Here is a 15,794-nt window from a genome sequence, read left to right on the forward strand (position 1 = left end):
GCTTCAGCGCCCCAAGCGGGCCTTTATGGCATCCCAGATCATCCCGGCTGAATCTGTTCCGTTGAATCGGTCGATCGCCACGATCCCGGTGGGCGATGTCACGTTGATTTCGGTCAACCACTCACCGCCGATCACGTCAATGCCAACAAAAATGAGGCCCAGTTCTTTCAAACGTGGTCCCATAGCGGCGCAGATTTCCTGCTCGCGCGGGGTCAGCCCGGTCGCTTCGGCGCTGCCGCCGACCGCCAGATTGGACCGAAACTCGCCCTCCCCCGGCCGCCGGTTGATCGCGCCGGCCACAACGCCGTCGATTAACACGATCCGTTTATCGCCCTTGGCCACGTCCGGCAGGAAAGGCTGCACCATATGGGGCTCGGGCCATGTACCGTTGAACACTTCGAGCAAGGCGCCCAGATTGTCGCCTTCAGGAGGGACCCGGAATATTGCCTTTCCGCCATTGCCGTGCAGCGGTTTGATAACCACTGCGCCATGTTCCTTCTGGAAGGCACGGATTTCGTCGGTCGAACGTGTAATCAACGTCGGCGGCATGAAGCGACGATAATCCAGCACCATCACCTTTTCCGGTGCGTTGCGGACGCTTGCCGGATTATTGACCACCAAAGTCTCACCCTCGATCCGCTCGAGAAGGTGGGTTGCCGTGATATAGCCCACGTGAAAAGGCGGGTCCTGCCGCATCAGAACGACATCGATATCCGACCCCAGGTCAATGCGCCGGGCTTCGCCAAAACGGTAATGCGCGCCCTCAACGCGTTGGACGTCATATACCGGATGCGCCCACGCGGTGAGCCGGTCATCAGCGTCCAATGTCAGCGTCCCGACATCATAATGCCAAATCTCATATCCCCGCGCCTGGGCGGAGAGCATCAGTGCAAAACTGGAATCGCCGTGGATATTGATACCGTCCATCGGGTCCATCTGGACTGCGACTTTGATTGTCATTCTGTGGGTCCCTATCCGTGCCAGACGTTTTGCAGATGGTGTGGCCATCGCCAAGGTGCAACCAATATTACATCAATCTGCATATTTTCAGTGTCCTTGCCATATTTGGGCAAGAGAATTTCGGCCGCCGCCGCAACACGGCGTAACCGATAAGCATCGATCGCGGTGGCAAGGTCCAGCGCCCTGCTGCGCATTTTAACCTCAACAAAGGCAACAGTTTTGCCGCGGCGGGCGATCAGGTCGACTTCACCGCGCGGCGTTTTCACGCGTTCGCCGACGATCCGCCACCCCCGGATGCGCAGAAACCACGCCGCCGCCGCTTCGCCCCTGCGCCCCCGCTTTTCGGCAATGGCACGGTTCATTGGCCCTTGATCTCCGTTGCCCGTGCATAAAGAGCGGCCCGTTCCAGCCCGAATTTCTTGGCAATGGCACCGGCCGCTTTCGCAGCGGACATGCTTTGCAGCGCCTCGCGCAAAGCCGCATCGACGTCACCTGCGTCGGCGGTCGCTGCATCCTCTGAGGGCGGGCCGATGATGAGGACAATTTCACCTTTCGGATCCTGCACAGCATAGCGTGCCGCAAGCTCGGCTGCGGTGCCGGTCACAACTTCTTCAAATTTCTTGGTCAATTCACGGGCAACCGCCACATCGCGGTCACCGTAGATTTCCGATATTGTCTCGAGCGACGCCGCAAGACGCGGTCCGCTTTCGTAGAAAACAAGCGTCGCCTTGATCGGCGCCAGTTCCAGAAGTGCATCGGCGCGCGCCTTTGCCTTATTGGGTAAAAAGCCGGAAAAAAGGAAACGATCGGTGGGAAGGCCGGAAATGGATAAAGCTGCAATCACGGCGCTCGCGCCCGGGATGGTGTAAACCGGCACGCCTGCCTCGCGTGCTGCGCGGACAAGTTTGTAGCCCGGATCGGATATCAGCGGGGTGCCGGCATCGGACACCAAAGCCACGACCCCGTCGCGGGCGGCGGCAATCAAGCTGTCGCGATCATTTGTGCTGCTATGGTCATTATAGCGGCGCATTTTCTTCTTGAGACCGAGATGATGCAACAATTTACCAGTGACGCGGCTGTCCTCTACTGCGACGATTTCTGCCGCATCCAGAACAGCAATTGCCCGTTGTGACATATCTGCAAGGTTGCCGATGGGGGTCGCAACGACATATAAGCCCGACTCGAACGACATCAAAAATACAAGCTATTCGCTGAGGACCCTATCATGAGCGCAACCATTGCAGCAACCGGCGCGCAGCCGCAAGCCATAGCGAGCGGGCTAAAACGGATTCTGGCGCTCGCCATGCTGGTGCTTCTGGCCGCGTGCGCCGCAATCCCGCGTGGCGGTGAAGGTCCGCCGCCGGTGGTATCGCCCGACCCGCTTGACGGTATGCACCGCGTGGCTCTGCTTTTGCCGCTGACTGGTCCGGATGGAGATGTCGGCTTGTCGCTTGCCAATGCGACTGCGCTGGCGCTGACGGATACCAAATCGACCAATATCCAGCTCACGACCTACGACACCAATTTGGGCGTCACAGCCGCGACCAATCGCGCTGTCGCGGACGGGAACAAGGTAATCCTTGGCCCTTTGCGCGGTGATCAGGTGTTGGAAGTTGCAAATATCGCGCGTCCCAAGAACATCCCGATCCTCAGCTTTTCCAACGATATTGGCGTTGCGGGACGCAATGTCTTCTTGCTTGGGCATCTGCCGAACCAGTCGATCGACCGTGCGGTCCGCTATGCGCGGATGAAGGGCTTCTCACGGTTCGGCGCACTCGTCCCCAAAAGCACTTATGGACAGCGCGCCTATGCGACCCTGACACAATCCGTGCGGGCCGCGGGCGGCACTTTGGTGGGTGTAGAAGAAGTTGAGGGCGGCGCGGCATCGGTGGATGCAGCGACGAAGCGGCTATCTGCGCTCGGTGCAATGGACGTCGTTTTGGTTGCCGATAGCGGCCGAGCGGCTCTCGTTACAGTTCCGGCGCTTCGCCGCAATGGCCTTCGCAATGCCAAGGTTCTAGGGACAGATTTATGGAATATTGATGGCTCGCTCGCCAGCAACAGCACGATGTATGGCGCATGGTTCGCCAGCGTTTCGGACACGCTCTACAACCAATATGCCGCCAAATACCGCACCCGTTTCGGGCGCGCACCGCTTCGTTTGTCCAGCCTTGGTTACGATTCCATCCTGCTAATGGCGCGCGTTGCGCGCAATTGGCGGCCCGGCACCGCCTTTCCTGTTTCGCAATTGACCGACCCGCAGGGATTCATTGGCGTCGATGGCGCATTCCGCTTCATGGCGAACGGGCTGACCGAGCGCATGCTGGAGGTACAGGAAATTCAGGCGGGCAAGTTCGTCACGATAGATCCCGCGCCGACAGCCTTTGCAAAATAGGCTGAAGACCTAGATTTTAGTGGTTGCAGTGTTCGTTATGAACGTGGCTGCCACCCATTTTGCGGGCCTTTTCGATTTTCTTCAACACCATCTGCCGCTTCAGGCGCGAGAGATGGTCGATGAATAAAATGCCTTCGAGATGGTCCATCTCGTGCTGCAGACAGGTGGCCATCAAATCGTCCATCGTCTCTTCGTGGACTTTGCCATCCAGATCTTGCCAGCGAGCACGGATTTTAGCCGGGCGTTCCACCTCGGCATATTGATCCGGGACCGACAGACAGCCTTCATTATAGGCGGACAACTCTTCGGAGGGATCAAGTATTTCGGGATTCACGAAGACGCGGGGGTTGCGGATGCTTTCGCCGTCGGGTCCTTCGTCCTGCAGATCGATGACCAAAAGGCGCTTGGGCACGCCGACCTGAATAGCCGCAAGGCCGATACCAGGCGCGGCATACATGGTTTCAAACATGTCATCGACAAGCTTTTTCAAGTCCGCATCAAAGCTTTCCACGGGTGTGGAGATGGTTTTCAGCCGCGGATCGGGCACTTCAAGAATAGGTAATATGGCCATGGGTCGCAGATAGGCATGGCCGAGGGGGAAATCAACGCCCTCTTGTCATCCCACTGGACGCCGCGCCCGTAACGCTTGCGCCAGCGTGCCGTCATCGAGATAATCCAGTTCCCCGCCGACCGGCACGCCATGCGCCAATTGCGTCAGGCGAATGGGATATTCCTCCAACCGTTCCGCCAGATAATGCGCGGTCGTTTGCCCTTCCAACGTCGCATTCATAGCCAGAACGACTTCGTCCACGCCGCCAGCGGCGACGCGGGCAATCAGGCCGTCGATATTGAGGTCCTCAGGCCGGACGCCATCCAGAGCCGAAAGACGGCCACCCAGGATGTGATATTTACCGGGAAACAGGCGTGAGCGATCCAGTGCCCATAGATCAGGCACATCTTCAACGACGCAAATAGAGCGCGTGTCGCGGCGTGGGTCGACGCAGATCCCGCAGGGGTTTCCGGTATCGATATTGCCGCAAATGTCACAGACGACCAGACGTTGTTCCACCTGTTCCAATGCGCGCAGAAGCGGACGCAGCACGGTTTCACGCTTCTTCATAAGATGCAAAACAACACGCCGCGCCGAACGGGGACCAAGACCCGGCAATTTTGACAGGGCCTGTGCCAATGCGTCTATTTCTTGCGATGCCATGCACCACGTCTTAGGGGGCTTTCAAACAAAGGAAAAGTCACGATGCGCCTTGCCTTTATGGGAACACCGGAATTTGCGGTTCCAAGCCTTGATGCCCTGGTCGCTGCGGGGCATGAGCTTGTCGCAGTGTATACCCAGCCGCCGCGCCCTGCCAATCGCGGCAAAAAGCTGACACCGTCGGCTGTGCAGACACGCGCCGAGGAACTTGGCCTGCCCGTGCGAAGTCCGCTTTCGCTTCGTACCGCAGAGGCGCAGGCGGAGTTTGCCGCGCTTGACCTCGATGCAGCTATCGTCGCGGCCTATGGCCTGATTTTGCCGCAAGCCGTTTTGGACGCACCGAAATTTGGCTGCCTCAACGTCCATGGCTCCCTGCTCCCTCGCTGGCGTGGGGCTGCGCCAGTGCAGCGTGCCATTTTGGCGGGGGACCGGACCACAGGCGTCATGGTCATGCAAATGGAGGCCGGCTTGGACACAGGCCCGGTTCGCGCAACGACCGAGATTGAAATTGGCAGCAAAACTACGGGCGAATTGACCGCCGAACTCGCCGAACTGGGGGCAGAATTGATGGTCATTGTCTTGCAGGACATGGCAGCGCATCCGGCCATCGCGCAATCCGGCGAGGGCATTACTTACGCCGCCAAGATCGACAAGGCCGAAACCCGCATTGATTTTCTGCAACCCGCCGAAGTGGTCGAACGGCAAATCCGTGCGTTCAACCCAGCCCCAGGCGCCTGGTTCGAATATGAAGGCGAGCGTTATCGCATATTGGAAGCGCAGATCATTCCAGCACAGCCCCAAACAGCAGGCGAAGTATTGGACGACGGCCTCACCATAGCGTGCGGCACGGATGCAATCCGCCCGACCGTAATCCAACGCGCTGGAAAGCCTGCCATGCCGACTGCCGATCTGTTGCGCGGCAAGCCTATCGCACAAGGTACCATGCTCGCATGACCCGATTTGCGTTGACCATCGAATTTGATGGCGGTCCCTATATGGGCTGGCAGTGGCAGGACCATGGTCCTTCCGTGCAAGGTGCGATTGAGGAGGCTATCTTCAAAACCACCGGCGAGAAAACGCTGGTCTACAGTGCGGGCCGCACCGATGCGGGCGTGCATGCGCTAGGAATGCGGGCGCATGTCGACGTCCAGAAACTTTTGCCGCCCTTTCGCCTGATGGGCGCGATCAACGCCCATCTGCGTCCGCATCCCATCGCGATTTTGGCCTGTGAGGAAGTGGATCCGGAATGGCATGCCCGCTACACGTGCATCGGCCGGTCCTACGAATACCGCATTCTCAACCGCCGCGCGCCACTCACATTGGAGAAGGGCCGCGTTTGGCGGATCGGGCCAGAAATGGATGCGGACGCCATGCACGAGGCGGCCCAGTTGCTCGTCGGCCTGCATGATTTCACAACATTTCGTTCCACGGCCTGCCAATCCGCCAGCCCGCTCAAAACCCTCGACCGTTTGAATGTGCGGCGCGAGGGCGATCATATCATTGTTGAGGCCGCAGCATTGTCGTTCTTGCATCACCAGGTCCGGTCCATGGTTGGATGCCTTGCCGCCGTAGGATTAGGTCGCTGGACCACACAAGATTTAAAGGCAGCGCTTGCCGCGCGAAACCGGTCGGCGCTCGCGGAAAATGCCCCGCCGGAGGGTCTTTACTTTGTAGCCGCGCGTTACCCGTAATCGGTCTTTAACTGGCCCGCATGTTTCGTCAGCCGAAAAGTCCGGCCAATGATTTTTCGAGCATAACCAACTGCCACAAAAGTCGCCCGTTGTTGACGCGTCCGGCGATATGATCCTCGGCGGCTTTCGCAATCATTTTGCTGTCGAACAGGTCCATCTGTGCAAAAATGCGGCTTGATGAAAGAGCACGAGCTTCGTCCGCCAAAGCCCCTCGAAACCATTGGTCAATAGGGGTCACAAAACCCATTTTTGGCCGGTAGAGAATATCGTGTGGAAGGTGGCCTTCCATCGTCTTTTTCATCAGCCATTTGCCCTGCCCGCCACGGATACGCATGCGCTCGGGAAGGCTTGCGGCAAATTCCAACAGCCGGTGGTCCAATAGCGGCTCCCGTGCTTCGAGGCCGACGGCCATGCTGGTGCGGTCGACCTTGGTCAGGATATCGCCCGGCAGCCACATTTTCATATCGGCATATTGGGCCTGATCAAGGCCGCTCTGTGCGGGCGCCCTCGCCATCAGATTTTCCATATAGGTTTCGCCGCGATATCCATCCAGCGCCCCGCGCATACGCTGCGAATATAGTCGGTGGCGTTGGTCCGCGTTGGTCAGACTGACGGCATCGGTATAGCCTTCCGGACCGGTGCGGGCGAGCGACAGCAGCGTTGTTTTTGCGCGCAGCGGACGTGGTGCCCAATCGGCTTTCGGATAGAATTTACCCAGCGCACCGAACAGCGGACCGCGCACATTTTGCGGCAAAAGACCGCGCAATTGCTCTTCCTTGTGGTGGAACACGTGCCGCCGATAGCCAGCAAGCGCCTCGTCCGCGCCATCGCCCGACAATGCAACGGTTACCTGCTCGCGTGCCAGTTCGCACACCCGATAAGTGGGCAAGGCGGATGCATCTGCAAAAGGTTCGTCAAAATGATGGGCCAGTTTGTCAATCAGGCCGAAATCATCCGCGGCGACTTTGCGGCTACGGTGGTCGGTTGCAAAACGACGAGCGATAGTTTCGGCATATTCGCTTTCATCAAGCGCGCCGACATCAAAGCCGATGGAACAGGTCTTGATCGGCTGGCGGGAGGCTTCCGCCATCAGCGCGACGACGCTGCTGCTGTCGACCCCGCCGGACAGAAATGCCCCCAACGGCACGTCCGCGACCATGCGTGAAGTGACACCCTGCCGCATCAGACGTAGCAATTCTTCGGACAGTTCACCCTGACTGCCGCGCGTCCGCTTGCTAAAATCCAGATCCCAATATTGAACCGGCTTACCAAGCGGTTGCCCCAGTTGCAGCAGAAGATAATGCCCAGCCGGCAGTTTGCTGACCCCCCGCACGATGCAATTATGGTCGGGTACATAACCAAAGGTGAGATAATCATCGACGGCGGAAAGGTCGATTTCGCGGCGCAATGCGGGGTGGGCCGTTAGCGCCTTGAGTTCCGACCCAAACAGGATGCTGCCGTCAGGAATTGCCGCGTAAAAGAGCGGTTTTACACCGAGCCGATCTCGCGCGAGGAAGAGCTGTTTGGTGCGGGCATCGAAGATCGCAAAGACAAACATGCCGTGAAAATGCGATACACAGTCTAGCCCCCAGTGGCGCCAACCGTGCAGGATGACCTCACTGTCGCTTTGGGTCGCAAAGCTATAACCGGCCGCTTCCAATTCTTTCCGCAATTCCCGGAAATTATAGATTTCCCCGTTAAAGGTCAGGGTCAGCGCGCCATCGTCCGAATGCATCGGCTGCGCCCCGCCTTCAAGATCAATGATAGACAAGCGCCGATGGCCCAGCCCGACTCCCGGTGCGGTCCATACACCCGATCCATCGGGGCCCCGATGGGCGATGGCATTCGTCATCCGCTTTACCCGTTCAGGGTCAACCGGCTTGGCCGTTTCGATATGAAAAATGCCTGCAATGCCACACATGGGGGCGGTCCCTATCGCAAACCGGCGAAGCGGTCAGCCATTTTATCGATATCGCCCAAGGATTTGACAAAAGCATCGATAGCGGGCCGAGGCGACTGATTGCCGATCTGTTCCGCCGACACAACGATTGCCACTGCCTGCTGGTCTCCGGCCAAGAGGCGCGCCTGCAATGTGGCCAGTTTGATGCGCGGACCCGAACCACTGGTGACGCCGTTCACACGATAAAAGCTCACCACTTCGCGCGCTGCACCTTGCGTCTTTATACGTTCGGCTTTCCCATTGGGCGGTGCAGATGTGTTTGCGGTCCACGACCAGAAACCATCCGGATCAATGGCACCTTGACCAAAGCCGACCAATTCGCTCCCTTCGCTCTGCCGATCATAAACGACTACAAAGAGATCGGCCTCCTGCCCTGCCTTATTCCGATACCGCCCCGACAAATAATGGCTGCCACCCACGAAACGCGGCGTCCAGTGGACCGTCGGCGCGTAAGGAACAATGTCCCAGCCCTCCACCTGCGGCAATGTTATGCGCTCGGGCGTTGGGGAGGATTTGGTTGCGCTATAGGTCGACCATCCAAAAGGCAGTGCGGCGACCAACATAATTGCAATGGAGGCGCGCAGATATGTGGTCGATCGACCCACCGGTGCCTGAAGCGCAGCTGGGTCAAAAGCGGGCGCATCCGCCTTCCGGTCAAAAAAGGGCCAACCTGCGGCCATTACGATCGCAATGACGATGCCGAAAAATATCCACCCGTAAAAGACATGGTCAAAACTGGATGCAAATTCATTGCTGCTATGATGGGCAATATAAATGGTACCAAAAGCGCGAAGGCCGTTGGCTAGTATTGGCACGACAACACATGCCGCAAGAAAGGCGATCCGCCGCGGCCAATGGTTGAAGCACAGATTGGCAACCAAAACGCCATAAGCAATCATTGCGATCAGGAATTTGACGCCGGAGCATGCCTCGGCGACACGAAAATAGCCCGTGGGGGTTGTGATAAATATCCCGTCTATGTGCGCCGGAATTCCGGTCCAGCCGAGCAGGATCATGCACATTTTCGCGGTCAGCGTTTGCAAAGCAGGCACCGCCTCTTCGCCAATAGGCACCAGAAAGAACATATAGAAAAGCGGGAAGAGCAGGCCCCGTGCGACATTCGCACCCAGTACTGCCGCCACGCTGCCCTGAAGCATCATGATCAGGCCTAACTGTCGCGCGACCGCCAATCCTGCGGCATCGCCGAGCAACCAGCCGCCCACGCCTACGGCCCCGTAAAGTAACGCTGGTGTCCACGGCTCGGGCTTCAGTTGGAAAAGCAATTCCTTGCGTTGCAGCACCAGCCAACCGAGGATCGGCACGATCAAAAGGCAATGGTTAAAGGTGGAACTGTTCCACCAAATGGCCACCATATCCGCCGTGTCGCGCCAGAACAGCAGGAGCAGAGCAGCCCAAAGTGCAGCGAGAAGCTGGAGCGGGCGATGCCATTGATCAACAAAATCGGTCAGAGCGGGGGTGAGTTCTTCTTCCGTCTCGGCTGGGACGGTTTCAGGAATAGTTTCCTCGTCCGGATTGTCCTGCGGCACATCGTCGCTCATTGCGGGTCATCCGTGCCAAGGCCCATCAGGCGATCAAGCGGTGTAAGCTGGCTGCGCCACCCATAATGGTTGATAACATGGGCACGTGCGGCCTTTCCGATGGAGAGACCTGAACTGGGTTCGGCCAATAAGGCGCAAACGCGCGCGGCCTCTGCACCGACATTCTCTTCCACGAAAAAATGCTGCCCATGTTCGGCGTCAATGCCTTCGGCTGCGGCAGGCGAAGCGACAACCGGCTTCGCCATCGCCATCGCTTCGAGCACCTTGTTCTGGATACCCCTTGCAATACGCAGTGGGGCAACAACCACATCCGCCGCAGCAAGCCATGTCCGCACGTCGTCGACCGCGCCTGTGACTTGGACACCTGGCAACATCGACAGATCGGAAACCGCCTGCGTCGGGCTACGCCCTACAATCGCAAAGGTGGCTTCGGGATGCTGCGCGCGAATTGCAGGCATGGCGTGCTGCGCAAAATCCGAAACGGCTTCGATATTGGGCCTGTAATCCATCTGGCCGGTGAAGACGATCAAGGGATCGGGAAAAGGTGGGTGCAGTTTTTTGTAATGCCCTTCGGGATCATAGAAGCTGGTGTCGATACCATTGCCCAACGCCATCACTGTGCTGGCTGCTGTGCGCCTTTGGAACAGCTCTGCCTCCGCCTCGCTCACCAACAGGCTCGCATCGGCGCGGGCTGCGATTTCCGCTTCGAACGTGCCCAGCACACGCCCTTCACGCCGGTTCACCCAGCGCATTAAGGCATGCCCCTCTTCGGCGTAGCTTTCAAATTTGGCGCTATCAACGTCGACAAAGTCCATGATGAAGCGGCCATGAAAATCCGCTGGGACATATTGCGCCATTTGCCCAGAAAAACAGAAAATATGGCTGATTTGCCCCGATGCGATGGTAGCATCCACCCAGTTTTGCATTGATCGACTTGCGAAACTGCGCACAGATATGGCCTGTACGGTGACTAGTCCTTCCAATCCCGCTTGCCATTGGGGCTTGCTGCGCAATTCGACATGGCGGGATGCCACAAGTCCATCCATCGCCTCTGCAAAGCCCATGTCGCGCTCATCATCGGCAAAAGTGCCTACATGGACCGGCGCGATTTCGCATAGCCGCTTCAAAATATGGTGCGACCGGATTTTATCGCCCCGATCGGCTGGCCAAGGAATGCGGTGGGCGAGAAAAAGGATCTCGCGCATCAACCTAGTCCTTTGGCAATCCATGGCCCCAGATAGTTGGCAACGGGCAAAGGCAGTTTTTGCCAGAGCGCAATCTGTGCCCGATATTTTGGGCTATTGGGGTTGATATCGCGCGGTTCCTGACCATCCGCCGTATGGATGGCATAGGCCATTGGCTCGGGTTCAAAACCCCAGTTTTTCTTGAAATGATAGGCGCCCGAATCCGTCTTTGACCGGCCAAAGTCGAAATGGGTGCAGCGGCGATTGCGCGCGTGATCCATCAAGGCGTAATACATGACATCATTTGCCCGCAACCGCCGCGCATCCCACACACCGCCGCCCCAATAGGGCATGACAATGCCCTTATGATAAAGGCTGAATACGCTGGCGACGGGTTGTCCTTCGTGCAGCACCGTTAGTATGTCCGCATCCTCGCCGAAACGTTGCAGGACTGCAGCCATCAATCCCTTGGGATATACCGGCGTGCCCAAATTACGAACACTCTCCGCATAAACACGATAATGCCAATCCAGATCCCGGTCGGTGCGGCCCGTGACCACAGCCAAGCCATTTTCCAGACCTTTGCGCACTTCGGCACGTTGCTTGCGCGGTATCGCCAGAAGCTCGGCTTCACTATCCGCCTGTAATGGCTTCAGGAAATTTGCATGCGAATCCCGCTTTTCGATCCAGCCGCGCCCCGGCATCGATCCGCCGCGCAGTTCGACCGTCGGGCAACTCCAACGTTCGGCGAGACCACAAATTTCGGCCGCCAACCGCTGCGTCGCCGTTGCGCTATTCGACACTATTCCGCCGCCCACAGCAAATGCAGACGAAACCAATGCCCGCCCGAAAAGTGGTGAGTGCACGAGATGGAATGGCAGGATTGCGGCAATATCTCCTGCCCGCTCGGCGATCAGGCAATGCGCCCTTTGGCCGGTCGCTTCTTCGATCGCCAAAAGCCAATTGGGCCGGTGAAATGGCAACCCTTGTTCGTGCGCCATGATCCACGCACCGAGGCGCGACACTTCGTCCGCGTCTTTTAGATTGGCCATGCGCACAGCAAGCCTAGACCGCAACAGCGGGGCGTTCATGCCGCGAGCCTTGCTTTTTCCCGTGCGACAACGCTGTCCAGCCGCTCCCATTGGAAATCCTGCGGCAAGCGGCGCAATTTGGCGGCCATCACGTCCAGCTTGGTATAGTGGCGGATTTTCGACTTGAGCGGTGCGTTCGCGACACGTGGCTGTTCGGGATCAATTTCCCAGGGATGGAAATAGATAACCGCCGGACGTCCATCGCGCTCGTTGACCTGATGGATCGCCCATCGCGAAAAGGCATAGGGCAACAGACGGAAGAAGCCTCCGCCACCGGCCGCAAGGCGCTTTGGACCAAGCTCCGCCGTCGTGACCGGTATTTCCAGAAAATCACTTCCGGCAACGGGGCGAAAGGCAAAGCGCGGGGCCTCTGCCCAGCCATAATGGTCGTGCTTGATCGGGGCGACGCTGGAGGAATAGGCATAGCCCTGCTCGGCCAAAATTTCATGCGCCCATGGCGTGCGCTGGTCGATGGAAAAGCTGGGCGCACGATAGCCGGTCACGGCGACGCCTGCGGCATCCTCGATCAACGCGCGCGACCGGATGAGGTCGGCGGCAAATTGTTCCGGAGTGAAAGTAAAGACGCGGTCATGGCCGTAACCATGGCTGGCGATTTCATGCCCATTTTCAACGATACGACGGATCAACGCGGGATAACGCTCGGCTACCCAGCCAAGCGTGAAAAAGGTTGCCTTTACGTCCGCATCATCGAACAATTCCAACACCAAATCGGTGTTGCGCTCGACCCTGCACTCCCGCGAATCCCAACTGTTCCGGTCGATGACGGTTTCAAACGCCCCGACCTGAAACCAGTCTTCAACATCCACAGAGAGCGCGTTAAGCACCGAATGATAATCCCTTTAAAAAGCGATATGGACGCCGCGATTAAGCTGCGCGATTATTCTGCATGAACCGCGCGTCGAGACGGGTTTCTTTATCCATCCAATCAATCATCATCGACAGAACGCGACGCAGAGCGGCTTCCTGCTCCGTCACACGCTGTTCCAGCATTGCGATACGCGCCGTCAGCGCTTCCAATTCTGCGCTGTCAGCAAATGATGGCGCAGTCTGCGGGACGATGGCAATTTTGTCCGTCGCCACGTCTTCTACCGGCGTTTTCGTCATTTCAGGTTCTGGAACCGCCGAGCGCTTTTCGGCTTCAGGTGCAGTTTCCTGGACCGGAGCATGTGTAGACATCGGCGCTTCATAGGCGAAAGGCTTGCCTGCCATATCCGCAATGACTGCGCCAACCATGCGACCGTCCAATGTGTCGACCTGTTCAACCGCTCCCATCAGCATGACCCGGTTCATAAGGGTATTCAGCTTGCGGGGAACCCCAGCCGTTTCGGCAAAGAGCACGGCATAGGCATCCGCCGTAACTTCAGGTCGGCCATTCCAGCCGGCGCGTGAAAGGCGATGCACGATATAAGGCTCGACTTCGTTCGCATCCATCGGCTCAAGATGGTGCGTCGCGATCACACGCTGACGCAATTGCTCAAGTTCGGGGGCATCGCGGACGAGGTCGCGAAACTCAGGTTGGCCGAGCAGAAAAATCTGCAGCAAGGCGGACGAACCTAGCTGGAAATTGGACAGCATGCGCAGTTCTTCCAGTGCATCCACCGAAAGATTCTGCGCTTCGTCCACAACCAGCAAACAACGACGCCCGGCGCGCGCTTCGGCGTGCAGGAAGTTTTCGATGCTTTTCAATGTTGCCGCTTTGTCCAGCCCACGTGTGTCGATCCCGAAGGATTCGGCGGTCATGTGCACCATATCAAGTCCATCAAGCTGGCTTGTAACGATTGTCGCCGCCGTCAGCCGGGCCTTATCAACGCTCTGCATCAGATGGCTGACCAAGGTCGATTTACCTGCACCGACCTCCCCTGTGATCACGATGAACCCTTCGCCCTGGGCAAGGCCATAGCCAAGATAGGACAAGGCTTTACGATGCGTCGCGCTCTCGAAATAGAATTGCGGATCAGGCGTGAGCTGAAAAGGACGGGAGGATAGATTGTAATATTGGTCGTACATCGTGATGTCCCTTAAAAACTATACCGCAGACCGAGCAGGGCGGAGGCCGTCAGTTCGCTGTCGAAATCCTCTTGGCGATAGCTGTCGAGGCCGACCGCAGCCTTCGCAGAAAGTCCACGAATAATCTGGCGGTAAAGCGCTGCATTTGCACCAGTTTGCAGAACATCGTTGGCGCTTGCAAATCCTGAATCGAAATAGCTTGCATAAATATTTGATTCAAAGCGGGTCCGCTGGTCGATATTGGTTCCCAGATAGGCTGCCGCGAAGAAAAATTCATCGGTCACGCCATTCACCACGGCCTGCGCGCCCAAGCTTGAGGCTATCGCCTTGCGCCGGTTGTACCCCAACGCCACACCCGTGTCCCAGCCACCAGTCGTCCCGCTAAAGGATGCCGTGATACCGCGCTGGCGGAATGCGGCTGAGGACGCATTTTGCAATGCGTCGTTCAGGCACAGCCCCCCGCTCTGTCCAAAGGCGCAGCCGCCAATATCGCCGGAAAGCGGATTGCGTGTGGTCCGGAACTGCGTAGGCAACGCCGCCAGATTGTCGTTCAACAGGCTGCCAAAGCCAGTGACCGTATCGTACACCGACACATTCACCGCCCAGTCGCGTCCGGGCCGGTAGCTGAGGCTACCGATATAAATGTCCGATCCATAGCGGCGACCGTAACGCGCCTCGACCGAAGTCCGGGGACTTGGACGCCACAGTACGCCTGCATCCCAGATCAGGCCATCGGTTTGATAGGCAATCAGCCGGGGTGAGTTCGGGTCTTTAACAAGCCGTCCGTCCGTGCCGACGATCGGAACGCCGCCGGCATCGCGCAGTGCGTCACGCTCCGATATCTCGATATCTTCATACCCAATGCCGCCAACAAGCGCCAAGGTGGGCGACACCGGAACAGTCACATCGCCGCGGACATATTTGCCGTCAAAGCGGCCATCAAGCTGCCCCGCATCTTCGCGCTGCCAACTGCCGCTGACGGCCCATCCGATGGGCAAAGGACCAGGCTGCATACCGACAGAAGCCGTCGCCAATTGGCTGACGCTGTCGTCAAACTGGTCAAAACGCTGCTGGCCTGCGGGCAGGACAACCGAATCTTTGGTTTCGACCTTCGTATAACCTGCACGGTAGGCGGCGTTGATACTGAGGTCCCCAGCCTGGGTCGTAAAAGTAGGTCCACCATAAACGGAATAGACTTGCGTGATATTGTCGGGATTACCCACAAGATTGACAGGGGCTGCACCGCGACCATCGACGCGCGAGCGTGCGGCAACTGCGCCGGCTTCAAGGCTGAGGTTCCGCGTCACCGCCAAAGAACCACGCGCCAGACCGGTCACGATATCCTGATCATCAACGCCATTGTCATAACCGATCAGCCGCTCATAGCGGACGCTGACCTGACCTTCGGCCCGGCGGGTCGCAATCGACGCATCCACGCCTGCCGCAACCGTGGAGTAGGTCAATACATCCCCGCCATTTTTCAGATCGGCGACCAGAACCTGCTGCACTTCGATATAAGGTACGACTTCGACACGGGGCTCGGCGCGCTTCTTTCCACGCTTTTTGCTCACCGGTGCTGCATCGTCCGACGCCTCATCGGAACTGGCATAATTATCTTCGACGGGCGACCAGTCCGGATCAATTTGTTGTGCCAACGCTGGTAACGGCGAGAGTGCGACCCCTGCCAGCAATGCAATTTTCAAAACAGGCATGTGC

The 15,794-nt window shown here is 58.0% G+C and carries 15 protein-coding genes; 3 read left to right on the forward strand and 12 right to left on the reverse strand.

Features of this window, described 5'->3' with window-relative positions:
• Positions 1-3 precede the first annotated feature (3 nt).
• From gshB to rsmI, 3 genes are read right to left on the reverse strand one after another with little or no spacing between them, the layout of a single operon-like run.
• On the reverse strand, positions 4-960 hold the full coding sequence (gene gshB, locus EUU25_RS07785; protein ID WP_158899834.1) for a glutathione synthase: 957 nt from the start codon (positions 958-960) through the stop codon (positions 4-6).
• An 11-nt stretch (positions 961-971) separates the two neighbouring features.
• Entirely contained in the window at positions 972-1,322 is a 351-nt protein-coding gene (locus EUU25_RS07790) for a YraN family protein (RefSeq protein ID WP_158899836.1), read from the reverse strand.
• The gene (rsmI, locus tag EUU25_RS07795) at positions 1,319-2,152 is read right to left on the reverse strand and encodes a 16S rRNA (cytidine(1402)-2'-O)-methyltransferase (RefSeq protein WP_158899838.1); all 834 of its coding nucleotides are present in this window, start codon (positions 2,150-2,152) and stop codon (positions 1,319-1,321) included. Before rsmI ends, EUU25_RS07790 begins: the two co-directional genes overlap by 4 nt.
• 33 nt (positions 2,153-2,185) lie before the next feature.
• Between rsmI and EUU25_RS07800 the strand changes: the two genes are divergently transcribed.
• Positions 2,186-3,355, forward strand: coding sequence for a penicillin-binding protein activator (locus tag EUU25_RS07800; RefSeq protein ID WP_158899840.1), 1,170 nt, complete (start codon positions 2,186-2,188; stop codon positions 3,353-3,355).
• 16 nt (positions 3,356-3,371) lie between these two features.
• Here the strand turns inward: EUU25_RS07800 and def are convergent, their stop codons facing one another.
• A complete protein-coding gene (def, locus tag EUU25_RS07805; protein WP_158899842.1) occupies positions 3,372-3,926 on the reverse strand; it encodes a peptide deformylase in 555 nt (184 codons plus the stop codon).
• A gap of 45 nt (positions 3,927-3,971) precedes the next feature.
• A complete protein-coding gene (gene recR / locus EUU25_RS07810) occupies positions 3,972-4,568 on the reverse strand; it encodes a recombination mediator RecR (RefSeq protein WP_158899844.1) in 597 nt (198 codons plus the stop codon).
• Between the two features lie 42 nt (positions 4,569-4,610).
• Here recR and fmt point away from each other — a divergent pair, with 42 nt between their 5' ends.
• The gene (gene fmt / locus EUU25_RS07815; protein WP_158899846.1) at positions 4,611-5,519 is read left to right on the forward strand and encodes a methionyl-tRNA formyltransferase; all 909 of its coding nucleotides are present in this window, start codon (positions 4,611-4,613) and stop codon (positions 5,517-5,519) included.
• The gene (gene truA, locus EUU25_RS07820) at positions 5,516-6,256 is read left to right on the forward strand and encodes a tRNA pseudouridine(38-40) synthase TruA (RefSeq protein WP_158899848.1); all 741 of its coding nucleotides are present in this window, start codon (positions 5,516-5,518) and stop codon (positions 6,254-6,256) included. Before fmt ends, truA begins: the two co-directional genes overlap by 4 nt.
• A 28-nt stretch (positions 6,257-6,284) precedes the next feature.
• Here truA and EUU25_RS07825 read toward each other — a convergent pair whose 3' ends face one another.
• The 7 genes from EUU25_RS07825 to EUU25_RS07855 are packed head-to-tail and all read right to left on the reverse strand — an operon-like array spanning position 6,285 to position 15,790.
• Positions 6,285-8,177: an XrtA/PEP-CTERM system amidotransferase gene (locus tag EUU25_RS07825; RefSeq protein ID WP_158899850.1), complete on the reverse strand. Its 1,893-nt coding sequence runs from the start codon at positions 8,175-8,177 to the stop codon at positions 6,285-6,287.
• Positions 8,178-8,188: 11 nt separating this feature from the next.
• Entirely contained in the window at positions 8,189-9,775 is a 1,587-nt protein-coding gene (gene xrtA / locus EUU25_RS07830) for an exosortase A (protein WP_158899852.1), read from the reverse strand.
• Positions 9,772-10,983, reverse strand: a complete 1,212-nt coding sequence (locus EUU25_RS07835) for a TIGR03087 family PEP-CTERM/XrtA system glycosyltransferase (RefSeq protein WP_425505213.1) — start codon at positions 10,981-10,983, stop codon at positions 9,772-9,774. The genes xrtA and EUU25_RS07835 overlap by 4 nt, the downstream gene beginning before the upstream one ends.
• Entirely contained in the window at positions 10,980-12,050 is a 1,071-nt protein-coding gene (locus EUU25_RS07840; RefSeq protein WP_158899856.1) for a FemAB family XrtA/PEP-CTERM system-associated protein, read from the reverse strand. The genes EUU25_RS07835 and EUU25_RS07840 overlap by 4 nt, the downstream gene beginning before the upstream one ends.
• The gene (locus EUU25_RS07845; RefSeq protein ID WP_158899858.1) at positions 12,047-12,895 is read right to left on the reverse strand and encodes an XrtA system polysaccharide deacetylase; all 849 of its coding nucleotides are present in this window, start codon (positions 12,893-12,895) and stop codon (positions 12,047-12,049) included. Before EUU25_RS07845 ends, EUU25_RS07840 begins: the two co-directional genes overlap by 4 nt.
• A gap of 40 nt (positions 12,896-12,935) precedes the next feature.
• Positions 12,936-14,078, reverse strand: a complete 1,143-nt coding sequence (locus EUU25_RS07850; RefSeq protein ID WP_158899860.1) for an XrtA/PEP-CTERM system-associated ATPase — start codon at positions 14,076-14,078, stop codon at positions 12,936-12,938.
• 11 nt (positions 14,079-14,089) lie between these two features.
• Positions 14,090-15,790: a hypothetical protein gene (locus EUU25_RS07855; protein ID WP_158899862.1), complete on the reverse strand. Its 1,701-nt coding sequence runs from the start codon at positions 15,788-15,790 to the stop codon at positions 14,090-14,092.
• Positions 15,791-15,794 lie beyond the last annotated feature (4 nt).

It is taken from the genome of Sphingorhabdus lacus (genome assembly GCF_009768975.1).
GTDB lineage: Bacteria > Pseudomonadota > Alphaproteobacteria > Sphingomonadales > Sphingomonadaceae > Sphingorhabdus_B > Sphingorhabdus_B lacus.